Source organism: Pseudomonas sp. NBRC 100443 (assembly GCF_030268185.1).
GTDB lineage: Bacteria > Pseudomonadota > Gammaproteobacteria > Pseudomonadales > Pseudomonadaceae > Pseudomonas > Pseudomonas citronellolis.
The window spans coordinates 14,109-31,282 of the sequence record NZ_BSQE01000024.1; the positions used below are offsets into that span (position 1 = coordinate 14,109).

Here is a 17,174-nt window from a genome sequence, read left to right on the forward strand (position 1 = left end):
GATGTTCCGGTCGGGAGTGGATGATTCAATGCGAGGGATTCTGATTGAGAGCGCTAGTCTGTCTTGGAGATAAAACCACATACGGCGAAGTCATATCGGCCACTACAACCTGGTTCGAAGGCGACAAAGCCATTGCTCAAACGGGCGACCTCGCCCTATGCCGTAAGTGCAAAGGGGCGTTTCCCATCTATGGGACGGCATTCGACTGGTCGGAAAAGCAGCCGTATGTTGCTACGGGCGATAGAGTCCTCTGTGGCTGCCCGGACCACGTGGTGTATGGCTCAGCCACTCAGTACACCGCTGTTGCATCCAGGTCCATGCCTGCTCCTGCCCAATCGACGAGCGTCAACGCTCCAGCCCCGTCGCTTGCCGGTGGCGCAATGCCTCCCGCTGCAGCGCCATTGAAAATTGCCCCTAGTCCAGCTACGAACAATCTCTCGGAAGAGGAGGAAGAAGAGGAAGAGCTGGAGGACCCCGGCATCGTGCTGCGCCTGGGCCTGTTCTTCGACGGCACCGGCAACAACGAGGCCAACAGTGCGGCAGCCGCCGGCTGCTTCGCCGCCGATGTGGGGCTGGCAGAGGATGCCGCCGAGGACATTCGCCAGTACTGCGCGACCCTGGGTTATGACGGCCAGGGCGGGGCGCCGGACAACAGTTACGGCAATGACCTCAGCAATGTGGCGCGACTTTATGCCCTCTATCCGGACCAGGCGGAAGAGCAACTGCCGTCAGGAGCCGAGGAGGCTTATATACCGGTGTACATAGAAGGCATCGGCACTCGCAGCGGTCTGGGCGACTCCCTCTATAGCCAGGGTACGGGCCAGGGAGATACCGGCGTGGCAGCGCGGGTCGAGCAGATGCCTGCCCTGGCCATGGAGCAGTTGCGCAGTTTCAGAACAGCAAACCCTCAGGCCAAGATTCGTCGGATCGAGATCGACCTGTTCGGGTTCAGCCGGGGCGCGGCGGCGGCACGGCACTGCGCCAACGACCTGCTCAAGGGCGCGAACAGCCTGCTGGCCCGGTCGCTGCCCACCGGCTCGACCTTGCTGGCGGCGGGGTTCGCCTGGCGCCACCGCAGCGACTTCGCCCTCAACTTCATCGGGTTGTTCGATACCGTGGCCGCCATCGTCTCGCCACAAAACCTCGACTTCAGCGCGCACAATGCCAGGAATTCCGGGCTGCACCTACGGCTCGCACCAGGCATGGCCCGCCAGGTGATCCACCTGGTGGCCGATCATGAGTACCGCCACAACTTTTCCCTGACCCAGGCCGAAGTGGACATCATGCTCCCTGGCTGCCATTCGGACATCGGTGGCGGTTACCTGCCCCTGGCCAGGGAGAAGCTGCTGTTGAGCAAGCCTGACAGCAGCCTCGAAATCGACTTGCTCGCCAAGGAGCGCAGCGGGGCTTACTCGCGGACCAGGCAGCGCTTCAATCGAGAGCTGCACCACTGGTCGGCCTATGTACCGTCCGAGGGGCTGAGCATCGCCAGTTGGTCGGTACAGGTTCGCCGTCGTGCACGGGACACGCCGGCGGAAAAGCGGGTGTACGCCGCCATCGCCAGCGAGCGGGAGGTGCGCGGCGAACTGTCACTGGTGTACCTGCGCATCATGCGGGAATGGGCAGTGCGTACCGGCGTAGCGTTCAGAGCCGTGCCCAGTTCCCAGGCTTTCGCCTTACCTGCCGAACTGCAACCCATCGCCACCAAGCTGCAGGCTTTCGCCCTGGGGGAAGCGTTCACGCCTCTCACCGCCGAGGAAACCGCCTTGCTGCATCGCCGCTATATCCACCTCTCGGCCAACTGGAATGCCGCCAGGGGCTGGAACAGCAGTGCCCTGGACGTGGTGTTCATCAATCGCCCGGCCGAGAGGATGCAGCGCAAGGAGCACCCCAATGAGTAAGTTCGGAATCATGGTACTGCTGGGTTTGGTGCTCGGACTGGCCGGCTGTGCCGGCGGCGCCCACCGGCTGCCCTATGACTCGTGGCGTCTGGGCCTGTTCGCGCCCAACTACATGGAAGTGTGGATCGAAACCGCCGATGCGGTGGATGTGCAGGATCGCGTTTTTCGCCGTGCAATGAACGGGATTGCCGCAATCAACACCCCGAAGAACCTCAAGGGCGATCCGCGAGGGTGGCCGATTCGGCCTGGAGCGGGTAAAGGCAAGCAGGTGCTGGGCGCCGATCTGCCGCGCCTGATTTATGTGCGCTGGCAGTCCTTGGTCGAGCCGCAGACCTACGAGGCCTATATCGTGATCCCGGAGGCCACTCGACAGGCGATGGTCGTCGGAGAAAAGGCCTTCTGCCAAGCCGACGCCAAGTGGATAACCGACTATCGCAAGATGCTGACGGTCGGCTTGGCACCGGGAGGTATCGCCAGGGTCTGGCTCATCGGTCCATGCCTGTCGGCCATCGACGTGGCGCGGGTGCAGGGTACCGTCGTGAAGAAAGGACCCGACGGTGGGCTTAGCGGCGGTCAATACGCCTTGCCCCTGGAGCCGGAGTCCAAGGCCTATATCGAGAAGTACGGGATTCCCTATGGCTCCTGGTGACCCCATTGCCCGCAGGCTTGGAATCCTGGCGCTGCTGGGCTTGTTGGTCGGCCTGATCGGCTGTGCCGGTGGCGTCCACCAGTTGCCCTATGACTCGTGGCGCCTGGGCCTGTTCGCGCCCAACTACATGGAAGTGTGGATCGAAACCGCCGATGCGGTGGATGTGCAGGATCGCGTTTTTCGCCGTGCCATGAACGGGATTGCCGCAATCAATACCCCGAAGAACCTCAAGGGTGATCCACGGGGCTGGCCGATTCGGCCTGGTGCCGGGGCCGGCAAACAGGTGCTGGGCGCCGATCTGCCGCGCCTGATCTACGTGCGCTGGCAGTCCTTGGTCGAGCCGCAGACCTACGAGGCCTATATCGTGATCCCCGAGTCCACCCGGCAGGCGATGGTGAAGCCGGAGACAGGCTATTGTCCGGCCAGGGGGATCTGGCGCGAAGACTATCGCGACATGCTGACGGTCGGCCTGGCGCCGGGAGGCATCGCCAAGGTCTGGCTTATGGGGGCATGCCTGTCGGCCATCGATGTGGCGCGGGTGCAGGGTACTGTCGTGAAGAAAGGACCTTATGGAGGTAAGTCGGGAGGGCAGCACCGACCGTTATCCGCGACCTCCAAGGCCTATATCGAGAAGTACGGGATTCCCTATGGCTCCTGGTGACAGCTAGCTGCCCAAGCACCAGCCGCCAGCTCCCATAGCTGTCTCAGAAGTGTCGCAAGCTGCGACAGCGAACGTTGTTGCAAGATCGTTCCCCCTAATAAAACAATAATAAATTCATATAGTTGCTTACAAATCAAGGGATTGGCATAGCGGTTGCGATAGCCTCCTGGACAACTCAACAAGAGGCAACCGCAATGCTCGCTTCCCTGCCCATCAAGCCCGAATCCCGCGCCTTCCTGCAGCGCGCGCCGAAGATGCTCATCGGTGCCGATTGGACCGGTGCCGCCGATGGCGCCCTCATGGACCTGCGCAATCCGGCCACCGGCGAAGTGCTCTGCCAGGTGCCCTCCGCCAGCGCCGCCGACGTCGACCGCGCCGTGCGCGCCGCCCGCCAGGCCTTCGACGATTCGCCCTGGAGCCGCATGCGCCCACGCGAGCGGCAGAACCTGCTGTGGAAGCTCGCCGACCTGATGGAACGCGACGCCGACCTGCTGGCCGAACTGGAATGCCTGAACAACGGCAAGAGCGCCGCCGTGGCGCGGGTGATGGACGTGCAGTTGGGCATCGACTTCCTGCGCTACATGGCCGGCTGGGCCACCAAGATCGAAGGCTCCAGCGTCGAGGTGTCCATGCCGCTGATGCCCAACGACGACTTCCACGGCTTCATCCGCCGCGAGGCCGTCGGCGTGGTCGGCGCCATCGTCGCCTGGAACTTCCCCCTGCTGCTGGCCTGCTGGAAGCTCGGCCCGGCGCTGGCTACCGGCTGCAGCGTGGTGCTCAAGCCCGCAGACGAAACCCCGCTCAGCGCCCTGAAGCTGGCCGAACTGGCCCTGGAGGCCGGCTACCCGGCGGGCGTGTTCAACGTGGTCACCGGCACCGGCGTCAACGCCGGCGCCGCCCTCACCCACCACCCGCAGGTGGACAAGCTGACCTTCACCGGCTCCACCGCCGTGGGCAAGGAAATCGGCAAGGCGGCCATGGACAACATGACCCGCGTGACCCTGGAACTGGGCGGTAAATCGCCGACCATCGTCCTCGCCGACGCCGACCTGAACAGCGCCGCCGCCGGCGCCGCCCAGGCCATCTTCTTCAACCAGGGCCAGGTGTGCTGCGCCGGCTCGCGGCTGTACGTGCAGCGCAAGCACTTCGACAACGTGGTGGCCGACATCGCCGGCATCGCCAACGGCATGAAGCTAGGCAACGGCCTGGACCCGAGCGTGGACATGGGCCCGCTGATCTCCGCCCGCCAGCAGCAGCGCGTGCACAACTACATCGAACTGGGCCGCGAGAAAGGCGCCACCATCGCCTGCGGCGGCGAACAGTTCGGCCCCGGCTACTTCGTGAAACCGACGGTGATCGTCGACGTCGACCAGAAGAACCCGCTGGTGCAGGAAGAAATCTTCGGCCCGGTGCTGGTGGCCATGCCCTTCGACGACATCGACGAAGCCATCCGCCTGGCCAACGACAGCCCCTACGGCCTGGGCGCCAGCATCTGGTCCAACGACCTGGGCGCGGTGCACCGGATGATCCCGAAGATCAAGTCCGGCTCGGTCTGGGTCAACTGCCACAGCGCCCTGGACCCGGCCCTGCCCTTCGGCGGCTACAAAATGTCCGGCCTGGGCCGCGAAATGGGCGCCGCCGCCATCGAGCACTACACCGAGGTGAAGTCGGTACTGATCAGGCTGTAAGGCAAAAGGTCCTACCGCGTCCGGCGCGTTACCCCCTGCGCCGGCGTTTTCATCCCCCGGCTGCGCGAGTGGTTGGGGGATTTTTTATCGGCGGCAGCGCCGTCTGGCGGCCCTCATTCGAAAATAGGCAAGCCAGCGTAGGAAACCCGGCCACTCCTGGCTGGAAAGCTCTATTTCCGGCCCATCCGCCAAATCCTGGCCCTGTGACATCAGCGCACCGCCCTCTCATCGCCCGCTCATCTGATCGGAACGCCGCATCCGGGAGCTGCGATGGGATTGAACCAGGCCCAGCTGGACCAACTTGGCCGCCAGCTCGACAACGACTCAAACGCGCTTGAAATTCTCGTCCTGTCGGCCCAGGAGGCCGAAGAGTTGACCCGCGACAATCCCCCCTATCGGCTGCTCACGAACGGGGAGTTCCCTTTGGAGGCCAGCGGCACAAGCGGGCTGCTGGACCCCCTTGGTTCCTACTACAACAACAGCCTCCATGGATTCGTGAATAGCGCCCTGCAGCTGTGGGTATGCAGCGTCAGCTCGGACGGCCGGCGCGTAGTCATCGAGGTGCGTGGTCGCGCGAGTCCGGCCCTTCCCAGCACCTTGCGGAGGTCGTCCGCTCCAGCTGGGTTCCTGATGCTTGAGCTGGCTGGACCTGGGCCCAACTTCGAATTGACGCTCAGTGTGCTGCGCAGTCGGCTGCAGTGCCTCGGCGACTTCGAAGAGCAGCGCGATGGCGTTCCAGGCCGACCCAATGTCATCAAGTGGCAAACCGAATCCACACCGCGGACGGTCAACGGCGTGGCCGGTAAGGACTACGTGTGTACCGCTGTCGGCATCGAGCAGCAGGCGCCGCAGGATGGCTACATACCATTCTCCGGCAGCGGCTGGGTGGGGGGGAAGCGGAAGAATCGATTGGTGGCCCTGGTTTTCGATGAGACTGACACCCTGGTCGAGCTTGCGTATTCGGCAGAGTATTTCGTCGAGTACAACTACCCAGCTTTCAACGGATCGGTCGAAGGGGCTGTCTCGGGCTGGCTGGCGGACAGTTCTCCGTACACCAATTCGAACATCAGCAATTCGGTGGTCGGGCAATTCAGCCGGATATCTACCGAGATCGTCCACGGTGAGATAGCCCTGCTCAGGGATGGGGTGGAGGTCAGCCGTGGAGGATTCAGGCTGACACAGACGATCAACGAGAGATTCACCTACTCGCCCAGCTATACGCAGACACCTGACCTGACTCGCGTAGGCGACACGGTCGTGGGCGGCGGCCTACGGCAACTGCACGAGTATGACTACCACAGCGACATGAACTGCGCGGGTGCGACCTGGCGAGTCTCTACGGTCTCGTCCGCTCCAGGCTTCACGTACAACGCGCCGTTGTGGGCAGGATTCCGAGTGATCTCGTCCGATAAGCCGTTCGGCTATGTGGTCTCCATGAATTGGGGCAACACCAGCAACAACGAGTATGCGGGGGCGAACGTCGACTTCCAGCGCTTCAGCAATTGCTTGATGGGGGCTCTGGAGCAGGCTCGGAAAGGCGTGCGGCCGGGGCGCTTCCTCACGCGCCACGTCGTCGGCCCCCGCGCTAGCTGGAGTAACCCCGGCACTGAGGACGAAAGCGGCGGTATGCGCGCCTCGTATCACCCTGTCACCCATGAAATCTATGCAACGGCCAGCAACAGCGATTCCGCTGAATTCTGCTGGATATAGGAGCGCTCCATGCAGCGATTCATCAACAACTTTTCGACCGTGCTGACGGCGCCCTTGGCTGCTGACGACGACGTTCTGCAGGTCGCCGCTGATCAGGCAGCCAAGCTCGTCGGCTTGGGTGGTGGGGGCTTCTACCAACTGACGCTTTCCAGGGCAGACAGCAATGGCGCGGAAGTGGCCTGGGAGATCGTCAGGGCTACGGAGGCCAGTGGCGGCGACATCACTATCCAGCGTGAGCAAGACGGCACTACAGCGCTTGCCTGGCCGGCTGGCTCGATTGTGAGTGCCCGGCTGACGGCCGGCAGCCTGACGGCGCTGGTGCAGGGTTTCGCGGCCATGCAGGAGCAGATGCAAAGCCTTGTGCAGGCGCAGCTGGACCTGCAGGAGCAGGTGCAGGAATTGGCCGAGCGCGTCAGCGAGCTAGAAGGCGGCAGCGTGCCCGGCAACGCATTGACCAACCAGGCCGGCGAGGTTCTGACCAACCAGGCCGGCGATATCTTGACCATAGGAGCAACGGTATGACTGTTGAGCATGTGAACTGGGGAGAAGGCGCCCCGGAAGGGGCGCCGCCCAGCATTGGCGCGCACTACACCGACACCACAAACGGCAACCAGTACCTGGCGGTTGGCACTGCGGACGCTGCTGACTGGCTGCTGCTCGCCAGGGCTGGCCAACTACCGGCGGCGGTGCAACTGGTCCCAGCCGGCGGAAGTCCTGGCCAGGTACTGACCGCCGGTAGTGGGGGTTCGCGGAGCTGGGCTACTCCCGAAGGCGGTGGTGGTGGTGGTGGCCTGACAAAGGCGAATGCCGCTCGGAAGATCGTACAGGGCTACCTTGGGCCCGGAGCTATCAGCTTTTATGACCTGGAGATCGGCCATGTGGGCTGGTATCCATTTGCCAGCCTGGACCAACTATCCACCCTGTATGAAGCGCCGGCGGCCATCCTGGGCGATGGCGTGGCAAGGGCGTCTGTGTATCCGGCTGTGGCAGCGTCTGGAAGGCAAGTGGAGGTCTCCGTTGCGGCGGAGGCCGGGGCATCGTCCGAGGCGACGACGCCGCAAATCGTTTCCTATGGCGGGGAGTTTGGGCAAAACCCGTATGAGCCGGGCCTGCTGCCAGGGGATTCGGTCTTCAGTTCCATCATCTTGCGGGCCTCTACTGGGTACGGTGCAGCAGTGCCTGCCGATATTGGCGTCAATTACAACTTCACCTTCATGGGGCACAGCTTCAGCTTTTACCGGGAGGCAGGTGGCTCGTGGAATGTGGGGTTCAGCGATGGTGGGGACTGGACTGATCTTCCCGTATCCGAGTCCCGGCTCTGGGATGGGGTGCCGCAGACGATTGAGGCCACGGGCGTGCAGCATCCTGATGATCCGTTGCTTATCGACTGGACGCTCAACCTCATCTATGCGGCTGGCTCGGCAGTAGTTGTTCCATTGACGACATTCACGACGGAACAGGCTGGCTACAACCAAGTTGTCCCTTCGATTCAGTTGGAGCGGCCCTACATCAATATGGTCGTAGAGCGGGGCGATCCCGTTACGACGGGCGTCTTCACCTGGCGCCTGCAGTCGTTCTACATCGAGGCCATCCTGGCCTAACCTCTGTGGCCTGGGCGGCGAGTGCCGCCCGGTGCCAAACATTCCGCAATTCCACCTTGGCCTGGATCACTTGGGGCAGTGCCAAATAGTGCGTTAGACGGTGCCAAAGCCGGCGCGCGCTTACACTCTTGCTCTGGCTTTGGGACTTCCAGAGAAATACCCGAGCGCACCGAAACGCCCCTTCAGAAGGCCGAGCGAAACCCGCGCTCAGGAGGTCATGCGACATGGATGTCGCGAGAGCCCCGCGGGCTACAGGGATGTGCGCTCGTGGGGGACGCCTAGTTCGGACCTCGTGGCTGGGAGTTCGTTATGAAAAATGCCGTTTCTCCCATGGAGAAAAACGGCATCAGGCCCATACTAACTGGCCAACTCCCCACACAGATCCAGGCCAAACCAACGCTCTGCCTCTTCCACATCCAGCCCCGCCCCCAGCAGGGCAAACAACTTGCCCAGCGCCGCTTCGCGGGTCATGCCACCACCAGACACCAAACCGGTGTCGCGCAAGCGACTGCCGGCCGCATAGATATCGAACACCACACTACCCGCCGGACACTGACTGATGGCAGCCAGCAGCACCCCACGCTTACGGGCCGCGCCCAGCGCAGCAAGCAAGGCTTCATTGTCAGAAGGCCCGGTACCACTGCCATAGCACTCCAGCAGCAGCCCCCGCACGCCGCTATTCAGCACAGCCTCCAACTGTTCGGCCTGCAGACCGGGGAACAACGGCTGCACAGCCAGCCTCACCGGCTGACGCGGCTGGCGATAATCCAGGACTGGCGGCACCTGCCCTGCACGCTGGCCATCACGCTGACGCGGCAGCGTGGTAAAGGCGTCGAAGGCTTCGCTATGCAGCTTGGTGGCACGCGCGCCGTGCAGCAGCGCGCCGCCGAAGTAGAGCTGCACACCACTGGCCTGGCCACCTTCCAGCACGTCCAGGGCGCCGCCAAGGTTGGCCCAGGCATCGCTGCCCGGCGCACCGGCGGGCAACATGGAGCCGGTCAGCAACACCGGCACATCCAGCCCCAGCAGCAGAAACGACAGCGCCGCCGCGGTATAGGCCAGGGTATCGGTGCCATGCAGCACCAGCACGCCGTCATGGCCGCCCTGCTCCACCGCGTCGACTATGGCGTCGCGCATGGCCAGCCAGTTCGCCTGCTGCATGTTGGCGCTGTCCAGCAGCGGCTGCATTTCCCGGAAGGCCCAGGCGAAGGTCGGCTGCCGGCCACTACCGGCCAGCCACTCGCGCATACGCGCCTCGAAGCCGCTGGCCGGGGCCAGGCCTTCGGAGGTCTGCAGCATGCCGATGGTGCCGCCGGTGTAGAGGACGAAGAGGTTCTTGACTGCGCGCATGGGCTGATCCTGCGTTCTTGTAGTGGCGCGGGCCGACCACCGGGACGGCCCGCGCGGCCGTCAGCCCTGCGCCTGCGGCAGGCCGGCGGGGATTTCGCGGGCGGCCTCGGCGCGCTGGCTGGCCGGCCAGGCTTCGCGGTCCAGGTCGAGGTCGGCGAACTGGGCGGAGTCGAACACCGGCTGCGGAACGCCGGCGCGACGCTGTGCATCGTAATCGCCCATCACCCGCAGGCCAACCTTGAACAGCAGCGCCAGGGCCAGCAGGTTGACGAAGGCCAGGCAGGTCATGGTGATGTCGGCGAAGGCGAACACGGTGGACAGGTTCTGTACCGAGCCCCAGACGATCAGCGCCAGTACCAGGGCGCGGTAGCCGATCAGCACCAGGCGGTTGCGGCTGAGGAACTGCAGGCTGTTCTCGCCCAGGTAGTAGTTGTAGAGGATGCAGGTGAAGACGAACAGCGACAGCGCGACGCTGACGAACAGCCGGCCCCAGTCGCCGACCACCGCGGCCAGGGAGTTCTGCGTGAGGACGATGCCGTCGCCTTCGAAGCCCGGGGTGTAGAAGCCCGAGAGCAGGATCAGCAGCGCGGTGCAGGTGCAGATGACGAAGGTGTCGAGGAACACGCTGAAGGCCTGCACCACGCCCTGGGACGCCGGGTGGCGCACGGCGGCCACGGCGGCCACGTTGGGCGCGCTGCCCAGGCCGGCTTCGTTGGCGAACACGCCGCGCTTCACGCCCATGACGATGGCGCTGCCGAGCAGGCCGCCGAAGGCCGGGTCGAGGCCGAAGGCGCTCTTGAAGATGGTTTCCAGCATGGCCGGCACGTGCTCGATCTGGCTGCCGATCACGTACAGGGTCACGCCGATGTAGGCCAGGGTCTTGACCGGCACCAGCAGGTCGGACACCGCGGCGATGCGCTTGATGCCGCCGATGAAGACGATGGCCAGCAGCACGGCCAGGGCGATGCCGGTGTGCTGCGGGGCGAAGCCGAAGGCGTTCTGCAGCGAATGGGTCACGGTGTAGGACTGCAGACCGTTGAAGGCGAAGCCGTAGGTCACCAGCAGCAGCACCGAGAACACCACGGCCATGCCCTTGAGCTTCAGGCCGTGCTGGATGTAGTACGCCGGGCCGCCGCGGTACAGGCCGTCGCCGTCGGCGCGCTTGTAAACCTGGGCCAGGGTGCACTCGAAGAAGCTGCTGGACATGCCCACCAGCGCGGTCACCCACATCCAGAACACCGCGCCCGGGCCGCCGAGGGTCACGGCGATGCCGACGCCGGCGATGTTGCCCGCGCCCACGCGCCCGGCAAGGCTCAGCATCAGCGCCTGGAACGAGCTCAGCTGGCCGGCCTGGCCGCGGATGGACTCCTTGAACACGCCGAACATGTGGCCGAAATGGCGGAACTGGACGAACCGGGAGCGCAGGGTGAAGTAGCTGCCGAGTCCGACGATGAGCACGATGAGAACCTTCCCGGAAAGGAAGTCGTTGAGCGCTTCGAGCATGGGGTGTGACCTCGATTCTTGTTCTTCGGTTGGAAGAGAGGCACCAGGCGCGCGGGTTGGGCCTGGCGCTGGCGGGCAAGGTTGGCCAAGACGAGGGGACGTGACAATTTCGCATCTTGTTACGCTCTGGCGCGAGTTGATGCTAGACTTGCGCCACTCGCATCACACCGGAATGCTGTCGATGTCCGATCACCTGGGCGAAAACCTCAAGCTCGCCTGCAGCCATTACCGCTCTATCTCCGAGGTCTGCCGCCAGCTGCAGATCAACCGCGCGCAGTTCAACAAGTACCTCAGCGGGCAGAGCCGCCCCACCCCGTTCAACCTCAAGCGCATCGGCGATTTCTTCGGCGTCGAGGACTACGAGCTGGGCCTGCCGCCGGAGCAGTTCGCCCGCCTGATCGGCGCCCGCGCAAGCCAATCCGGCACGCAGGCGAACGACCCGCTGCTGCGCCTGCTCGAACCGCTGCGCGAGCAGGCCGGCAACCTGTCGCGCTACTGCGGCTACTACTTCGAATACTCCAACTGCATGTCGGTGCCCGGCTCCATCCTGCTGTCGCTGGTGCACCTGTGGGAGGAGGACGGCAACTTCCTGTTCGAGCGCCAGGAGCGCCAGGAACGCTCCAGCAGCACCGACGTACAGGCCGAGGACTGGGTGCGCTGCCGCTACCTGGGCGCGGCCTTCCAGCTGCAGGACCGGCTGTTCCTGATCGACTACGAGTCGCTCACCGTCAACGAGATGAGCCAGACCATCCTCATCCCCAGCTTCAAGAGCCGCATCACCCGCCTCAACGGCCTGAAGACCGGCGTCTCCAGCGGCGACCGGCGCACCCCGGCGTGCACCCGGGTGGTCTGGGAATACCTGGGCGCGGAGATCAACCGGATCAACGCCTACCGCCAGGTGAAGCTGTACCGCCCGGACGACCCACGCATCGACGACGACGTGCGCGAGCGCCTGAGCGTGGGGCCGATCCGCAACGGCCTGTTCGAGATCGAATGACCGCCGCGATCAGGCTCCGGGCGCGGGCCTGATCCAGTCGCACAAGTTCTTCGGAATATTCCCTCCCAACTATTCAGCGAGGCCGATAAGTGCCTGCCTGTAAATTAATTTTCAGGCAACACGAAAAGTAAAAACCGATTTCCAGACAGCAGCGCTTTCCAGGCACAAGCGCAGCGGGGCCCGCCGCCATGCCCGATGAACCTTCCCATTTGCTGCTCGGCGCCATCGCCCGCGCCCGCCCGGGTTATTCCCCGGCCTTCCGCAAGCTGGCCGACTTCGTGCTGAACAACGCGCTGGCGGTCTCCACCATGAACATCGACGAGCTGGCCAGGGCCGCCGGCGTCTCGGTCGCTACCATCAACCGCTTCGCCCACCGTTGCGGCTGCGACGGCTACCCGCCCTTCCGCGCCACGCTGCGCAAGCTCTACGAAAGCGCCTACGCCCCGGTGGAGAAGCTGCGCCTGGGCCTTGCGCGGGACATCGGCGCCGCCGGCGTCGTGCGCGAATCCCTCGACAGCGCCGCCGGCAACATCCGCCGCAGCCACGAGCTGCTGCGGGACGAGCAGGTGCGCCGCGCCGTCGAGCTGGTCGCCAACGCCAGCCAGGTGTACGTCGCCGGCCTCGGCGTCAGCGCCATCCACGCGGCCTTCGCCGCCAACTGCCTGGAGCCGTTCCGCGCCGGGGTCAAGGACCTCGCCGCCATGGGCGGTGTCGAGTCGGCCCTGCGGCGGATCAACGTACTGCGCGAAGGCGACCTGGTGATCGGCATCGCCCTGCCCCGCTATTCGCGCGGCATCGTCGAGTTGCTCGGTCTGGCCCACCAGCGCGGCTGCAAGGTGCTGGCTCTCACCGACGGCCCGGCCTCGCCCATCGCCACGCTGGCCGATACCGCGCTCTACGCGGTTGCGGATCACCCGCTGCTGTACGCCTCCAACGCCGGCATGGTCGCGCTCATCGAGGCCCTGGGCGCGGCATTGGCCCAGCACACCGGGGATTCGCTCGAAGCCATCAGCGCCCAGACCGAACGGCTGCTGCCCTACCTCTACCTGGACGAGCCTCCATAGCCCGCCCTAACACGCACATGCGGGCCCCGCGTTCGCCGGGGCCCCTCACCACACTTCGCATTCAGGAGCAGTAACGATGGGCGTCTGGGAAAACCGATTCGAGCGGGGCTGGTTCCTCGCATTCATGTTCATGTACGGGCTGATCATGCTGCCGCTGCCCTGGTACTACAGCGAAACCTACGTGGCCGGCCCCTGGGGCGTGCCGCTGTTTCTCTTCGGCTGGATCGTCCACGGCGGCGTGGTCATCGCACTCACCGCGCTGTTCGCCGTGCAATGCCTGAAGCGCCCGGAATACCGCGGCTTCCAGGCGGAACCGGAAGGAGCCGACGCGCATGTCTGACATCGATCATCTGCTGACGCCCACGCCCGGCCCCTTCCTGCTGACCATGGGCGTCTACTTCCTGGTCATCGCCGCCATCGGCTACGTCGCCGCGCGCCAGACGCGCAACATGAAGGAATTCCTGGTGATGGGCGGCAAGGCCGGCGCCATCGTCTCGGGCATCGCCTATTTCGCCACCCAGTACAGCATGAGCACCTTCATGGGCGTGCCGGCCATCGCCTACGGCAACGGTTTCGCCGGGATGAGCATCACCATCCCCGGGGTGGCCTTCTCCATGCTGATCCCCGCGCTGCTGGTCGGCCGCCGGTTGATGGAGCTGGGCCGGCGCAACCACTACCTGACCATGAGCGACTACCTGGCCGACCGCTACCAGTCCTCGCCGATGCGCGCCATCCACGCCATCGCCATGGTGGTATTCCTGGTCGCCATGACCGGCGCGCAACTGGTGGGCGCCGGCATCATCGTCAAGACCTTCACCGGCTACCCGGAGTGGGTCGGCGTGGTGGTGACCGGCGGCATCGTGATCCTCTACTGCATGTACGGCGGCATGCGCGGCGCCATGCTCACCGACGTGTTGCAGGGCAGCCTGATGGTGCTCACCGCGGTGGTCACCTTCGTCATCTCCGTCCGCGCCGGCGGCGGCCTGGAGGCCATCAACGCGCAGCTGGCGGCGGACAGCCCCGGCCACCTCGCCCACCCCGGCAGCAAGGGCGAGTACGGCTGGAGCGTCTACGTCACCATGATCCTGATGTGGAGCTTCTTCACCATCGGCCAGCCGACGCTGTTCACCAAGTTCTACGCCATGAAGAGCCACGCCGTGCTGTTCAAGAGCGTGCTGCTGGGCACCCTGGGCATGCTGGTCTCGGCCACCCTGATCGAGTGGGCCGGGGTCAACGCCTTCGTCTCGCTGCCGGGCCTCGTGGGCCGCGACGCCGACTTCGTGGTGCCGATGCTGCTGCAGCGCTCGCTGGACCCGATCCTGGCCTCGGTCATGATCGCCGGCATCGTCTCGGCGGGCATGTCGACGGTGTCGGCGCTGATGGTGGTGGCCACCGGCGGCATCAGCCGCGACCTCTACCAGAAGCTGATCAACCCCGCGGCCAGCGACGCCAGGGTGCTCCGGCTGTCGCACTGGGTCACCCTGCTGATCGGCCTGGCCGGCATCGCCATCGGCGTGCTCAAGCCCGCCAGCATCTTCGAGATCGTGCGCTTCGCCTTCGGCGGCCTGGGCATCTGGGTCATCGCCGTGATCCTCGGCATGTACTGGAAGCGCGCCACCGCCGCCGGCGCGCTGGCCGGCGTGCTGCTCGGCGAGCTGTGCTTCGTCGTGCTGAAGGCCGGCTGGCTGGACGGCTGGCTGAGCTTGCGGACCGACCCGCTGCTGCCGGCCTGGCTGCTCGGCATGGCCGTCGCCATGGTCGTCAGCCTGGCCACCCCGGCCGTCGAACGCGAGGTGCTGGAACGGCACTTCACAACCGCCCGCAACGACAGGAGCAAGCCATGTTCATCGGCGACATGAACTGGATGCAGGTGGAGCGCCAGGTGCAGTTGGACGACCGCGTCCTGCTGCCCCTGGGCAGCACCGAGCAGCACGCCTACCTCAGCCTGATGACCGACGTGATCCTCGCCCAGCGGGTGGCCATCGAGGCCGCCGAGCCCCTGGGGCTGCCGGTGTTCCCGGCCCTGCCCTACGGCATGACGCCCTACTTCGGCGACTTCCCCGGCACCGTCTCGCTGCGCCCGGCGACCTACTTCGCGCTGCTGGTCGACGTGCTGGACAGCCTCTACCAGCAGGGTTTCCGCCGCATCCTGCTGGTCAACGGCCATGGCGGCAACTGCCCGGTGCAGGCGGAAATCCAGCAGTGGCTGTGCCGGCACCCGCAGGCGCGGGTCAAGCTGCACAACTGGTGGAGCACGCCGCGCACCCTGGCGAAGGTCCGCGAGATAGACGCGCTGGCCTCCCATGCCTCGTGGATGGAGAACTTCCCCTGGACGCGCATCCCCGGCCAGACCCCGCCCGAGGAACGCAAGCCCATGGTCGACCTGGCCCGCCTGCGCCAACTGGGCGCCCAGGCCGTGCGCGCCTACATTGGCGACGGCAACTACGGCGGCGCCTACCACAAGGATGACGCGCTGATGCAAGCGCTGTGGCAGGTCGGCGTCGAGGAAACCCGCGAACAACTGGAAGGCGGCTGGGCCGAATGACGATGACCAACGTGGCTCCCGCGCGGCCGGCTTTCCTGTTGCTGCGCGGCGGCGAACTCTACGCCCCCGAGAAGCTCGGCCAACGCGACGTACTGATCGGCGGCGAACGCATCCTGGCGATCGCCGAGCATCTGCAGGCGCCCAACCTGCCGGGTTGCCAGGAAATCGATGCGCGGGGCCTGACGCTCTGCCCCGGCCTCATCGACCAGCACCTGCACCTGATCGGCGGCGGCGGCGAAGCCGGGCCCCACAGCCGCACGCCGGAGGTGCGCCTGTCCAGCCTGCTGGAAGGCGGCATCACCACCGTGGTCGGCCTGCTCGGCACCGACGCCATCACCCGCCACCCCGAATCGCTGCTGGCCAAGGCCCGCGCCCTGAACACCGAGGGCATCACCGCCTTCATGCTGACGGGCGCCTACGGCGTCCCGACGCCCACCATCACCGGCAGCATCCAGCGCGACATCGCCTTCATCGATCCCATTATCGGGGTGAAGACGGCCATCTCCGACCATCGCTCGTCCGCGCCGGGCATCGGCGAACTGGCGCGCATCGCCGCCGAAGCCCGGCTCGGCGGCCTGCTGGGCGGCAAGGCGGGCATCAGCGTGTTCCACCTGGGCAACGGCCGCCGGGCGCTGGAGCCGCTGTACGGCATCCTCGAACACAGCGACGTCCCCATCGGCCAACTGCTGCCGACCCACGTCAACCGCACGGCTGCGCTCTACGAGGCGGCCATCCGCTTCGCCCTGGACGGCGGCAACATCGACCTCACCAGCGGCATCAACCCCGAATTGGGCGCCCGGCAGGCGCTGAAGTCCAGCCGCGCGGTGATCCAGGCGCTGAGCGCGGGCGTCGCGCTGCAGCGGCTGACCATCAGCTCGGACGCCAACGGCAGCCAGCCGGTGTTCGATAGCGACGGCCGGCTGACGGGGCTGGCCCTGGCAGGGTGCAAGAGCCTGATGAACGAGTTGCGTGATCTGGTTTTGCGCGAGCAACTGCCGCTGGAGCAGGCGCTGCGGCCGTTCACCAGCAACGTGGCCGACCTGCTGCGCCTCCAGGGGCGCAAGGGGCGCCTGGCTGTGGGGTTGGAGGCGGACATCCTGTTGCTGGATGAGCGGTTGGAGTTGGTGCAGGCCTTTGCGCGGGGGCGGCAGGTGGTGCTTGGTGGCAGGGCTTGCTTGTGGGGGACGTTTGAGGGGGAGTGAGTTTTTGGTGTCGGCCGGGAATGACGGTGTTTGGGCTTGGTCCCGTCCCCTCTCCCTAACCCTCGGCTGCGCGCCCCGCCCTGAAGGGAGAGGGGACCGTTCGGCGTGCGCTGATGTTTCCGCGTTGGCCGGCTTGCACCTTAGTAAACACCCGTTCGCGAGCAAGCTCGCTCCTACGTTCCAGGAAGCACGGCTTTTCGTAGGATGGTGTTGAGCGAAGCGATACCCATCACCGCAACCGCATGGGTTTCGCAAGCTCAACCCATCCTACGAAGAGCACCTCGGCGCAAGACAGTTGCTCCT

General features: G+C 65.4%; 15 protein-coding genes. 13 read left to right on the plus strand and 2 right to left on the minus strand.

All coding sequences use genetic code 11. From position 1 onward, the window contains the following. The first annotated feature begins 380 nt into the window (after window positions 1-380). The 7 genes from QSJ95_RS25910 to QSJ95_RS25940 all read left to right on the plus strand — a co-directional run bounded on the left by QSJ95_RS25910 (window position 381) and on the right by QSJ95_RS25940 (window position 8,210). Window positions 381-1,901, plus strand: coding sequence for a phospholipase effector Tle1 domain-containing protein (locus tag QSJ95_RS25910; protein WP_285646324.1), 1,521 nt, complete (start codon window positions 381-383; stop codon window positions 1,899-1,901). Further along, window positions 1,894-2,550: a DUF2931 family protein gene (locus QSJ95_RS25915; RefSeq protein ID WP_285646326.1), complete on the plus strand. Its 657-nt coding sequence runs from the start codon at window positions 1,894-1,896 to the stop codon at window positions 2,548-2,550. Before QSJ95_RS25910 ends, QSJ95_RS25915 begins: the two co-directional genes overlap by 8 nt. Then, window positions 2,537-3,211: a DUF2931 family protein gene (locus tag QSJ95_RS25920; RefSeq protein WP_285646327.1), complete on the plus strand. Its 675-nt coding sequence runs from the start codon at window positions 2,537-2,539 to the stop codon at window positions 3,209-3,211. The genes QSJ95_RS25915 and QSJ95_RS25920 overlap by 14 nt, the downstream gene beginning before the upstream one ends. A gap of 194 nt (window positions 3,212-3,405) precedes the next feature. Continuing rightward, window positions 3,406-4,899, plus strand: a complete 1,494-nt coding sequence (locus QSJ95_RS25925) for an aldehyde dehydrogenase family protein (protein WP_285646329.1) — start codon at window positions 3,406-3,408, stop codon at window positions 4,897-4,899. A gap of 270 nt (window positions 4,900-5,169) precedes the next feature. Then, window positions 5,170-6,609, plus strand: coding sequence for a hypothetical protein (locus QSJ95_RS25930; RefSeq protein WP_285646331.1), 1,440 nt, complete (start codon window positions 5,170-5,172; stop codon window positions 6,607-6,609). A gap of 9 nt (window positions 6,610-6,618) precedes the next feature. Continuing rightward, window positions 6,619-7,131 (plus strand): hypothetical protein, encoded by a 513-nt coding sequence (locus QSJ95_RS25935; protein ID WP_285646333.1) that lies wholly within the window; start codon window positions 6,619-6,621, stop codon window positions 7,129-7,131. Next, window positions 7,128-8,210 carry a hypothetical protein gene (locus QSJ95_RS25940; RefSeq protein WP_285646336.1) on the plus strand — a complete coding sequence of 361 codons (1,083 nt, stop codon included), beginning with the start codon at window positions 7,128-7,130 and terminating at the stop codon, window positions 8,208-8,210. Before QSJ95_RS25935 ends, QSJ95_RS25940 begins: the two co-directional genes overlap by 4 nt. Before the next feature lie 357 nt (window positions 8,211-8,567). Here QSJ95_RS25940 and QSJ95_RS25945 read toward each other — a convergent pair whose 3' ends face one another. Both QSJ95_RS25945 and QSJ95_RS25950 read right to left on the minus strand, forming a co-directional pair. Further along, window positions 8,568-9,560 carry an asparaginase gene (locus QSJ95_RS25945; protein ID WP_043314854.1) on the minus strand — a complete coding sequence of 331 codons (993 nt, stop codon included), beginning with the start codon at window positions 9,558-9,560 and terminating at the stop codon, window positions 8,568-8,570. Between the two features lie 60 nt (window positions 9,561-9,620). Further along, window positions 9,621-11,063, minus strand: a complete 1,443-nt coding sequence (locus QSJ95_RS25950; RefSeq protein WP_285646339.1) for an alanine/glycine:cation symporter family protein — start codon at window positions 11,061-11,063, stop codon at window positions 9,621-9,623. A gap of 181 nt (window positions 11,064-11,244) precedes the next feature. Here QSJ95_RS25950 and QSJ95_RS25955 point away from each other — a divergent pair, with 181 nt between their 5' ends. The 6 genes from QSJ95_RS25955 to iadA all read left to right on the plus strand — a co-directional run bounded on the left by QSJ95_RS25955 (window position 11,245) and on the right by iadA (window position 16,871). Further along, a complete protein-coding gene (locus tag QSJ95_RS25955) occupies window positions 11,245-12,060 on the plus strand; it encodes a helix-turn-helix domain-containing protein (RefSeq protein ID WP_267852706.1) in 816 nt (271 codons plus the stop codon). A 188-nt stretch (window positions 12,061-12,248) separates the two neighbouring features. Then, window positions 12,249-13,124 (plus strand): MurR/RpiR family transcriptional regulator, encoded by an 876-nt coding sequence (locus QSJ95_RS25960; RefSeq protein ID WP_285646343.1) that lies wholly within the window; start codon window positions 12,249-12,251, stop codon window positions 13,122-13,124. 76 nt (window positions 13,125-13,200) lie between these two features. Continuing rightward, a complete protein-coding gene (locus QSJ95_RS25965) occupies window positions 13,201-13,464 on the plus strand; it encodes a hypothetical protein (protein ID WP_064583321.1) in 264 nt (87 codons plus the stop codon). After that, complete coding sequence (locus tag QSJ95_RS25970) at window positions 13,457-14,983, plus strand: sodium:solute symporter family protein (protein ID WP_285646347.1); 1,527 nt, start codon at window positions 13,457-13,459, stop codon at window positions 14,981-14,983. The genes QSJ95_RS25965 and QSJ95_RS25970 overlap by 8 nt, the downstream gene beginning before the upstream one ends. Beyond that, entirely contained in the window at window positions 14,965-15,669 is a 705-nt protein-coding gene (locus QSJ95_RS25975; RefSeq protein ID WP_285646349.1) for a creatininase family protein, read from the plus strand. The genes QSJ95_RS25970 and QSJ95_RS25975 overlap by 19 nt, the downstream gene beginning before the upstream one ends. Next, on the plus strand, window positions 15,666-16,871 hold the full coding sequence (gene iadA, locus QSJ95_RS25980) for a beta-aspartyl-peptidase (protein ID WP_285646351.1): 1,206 nt from the start codon (window positions 15,666-15,668) through the stop codon (window positions 16,869-16,871). The genes QSJ95_RS25975 and iadA overlap by 4 nt, the downstream gene beginning before the upstream one ends. Window positions 16,872-17,174 lie beyond the last annotated feature (303 nt).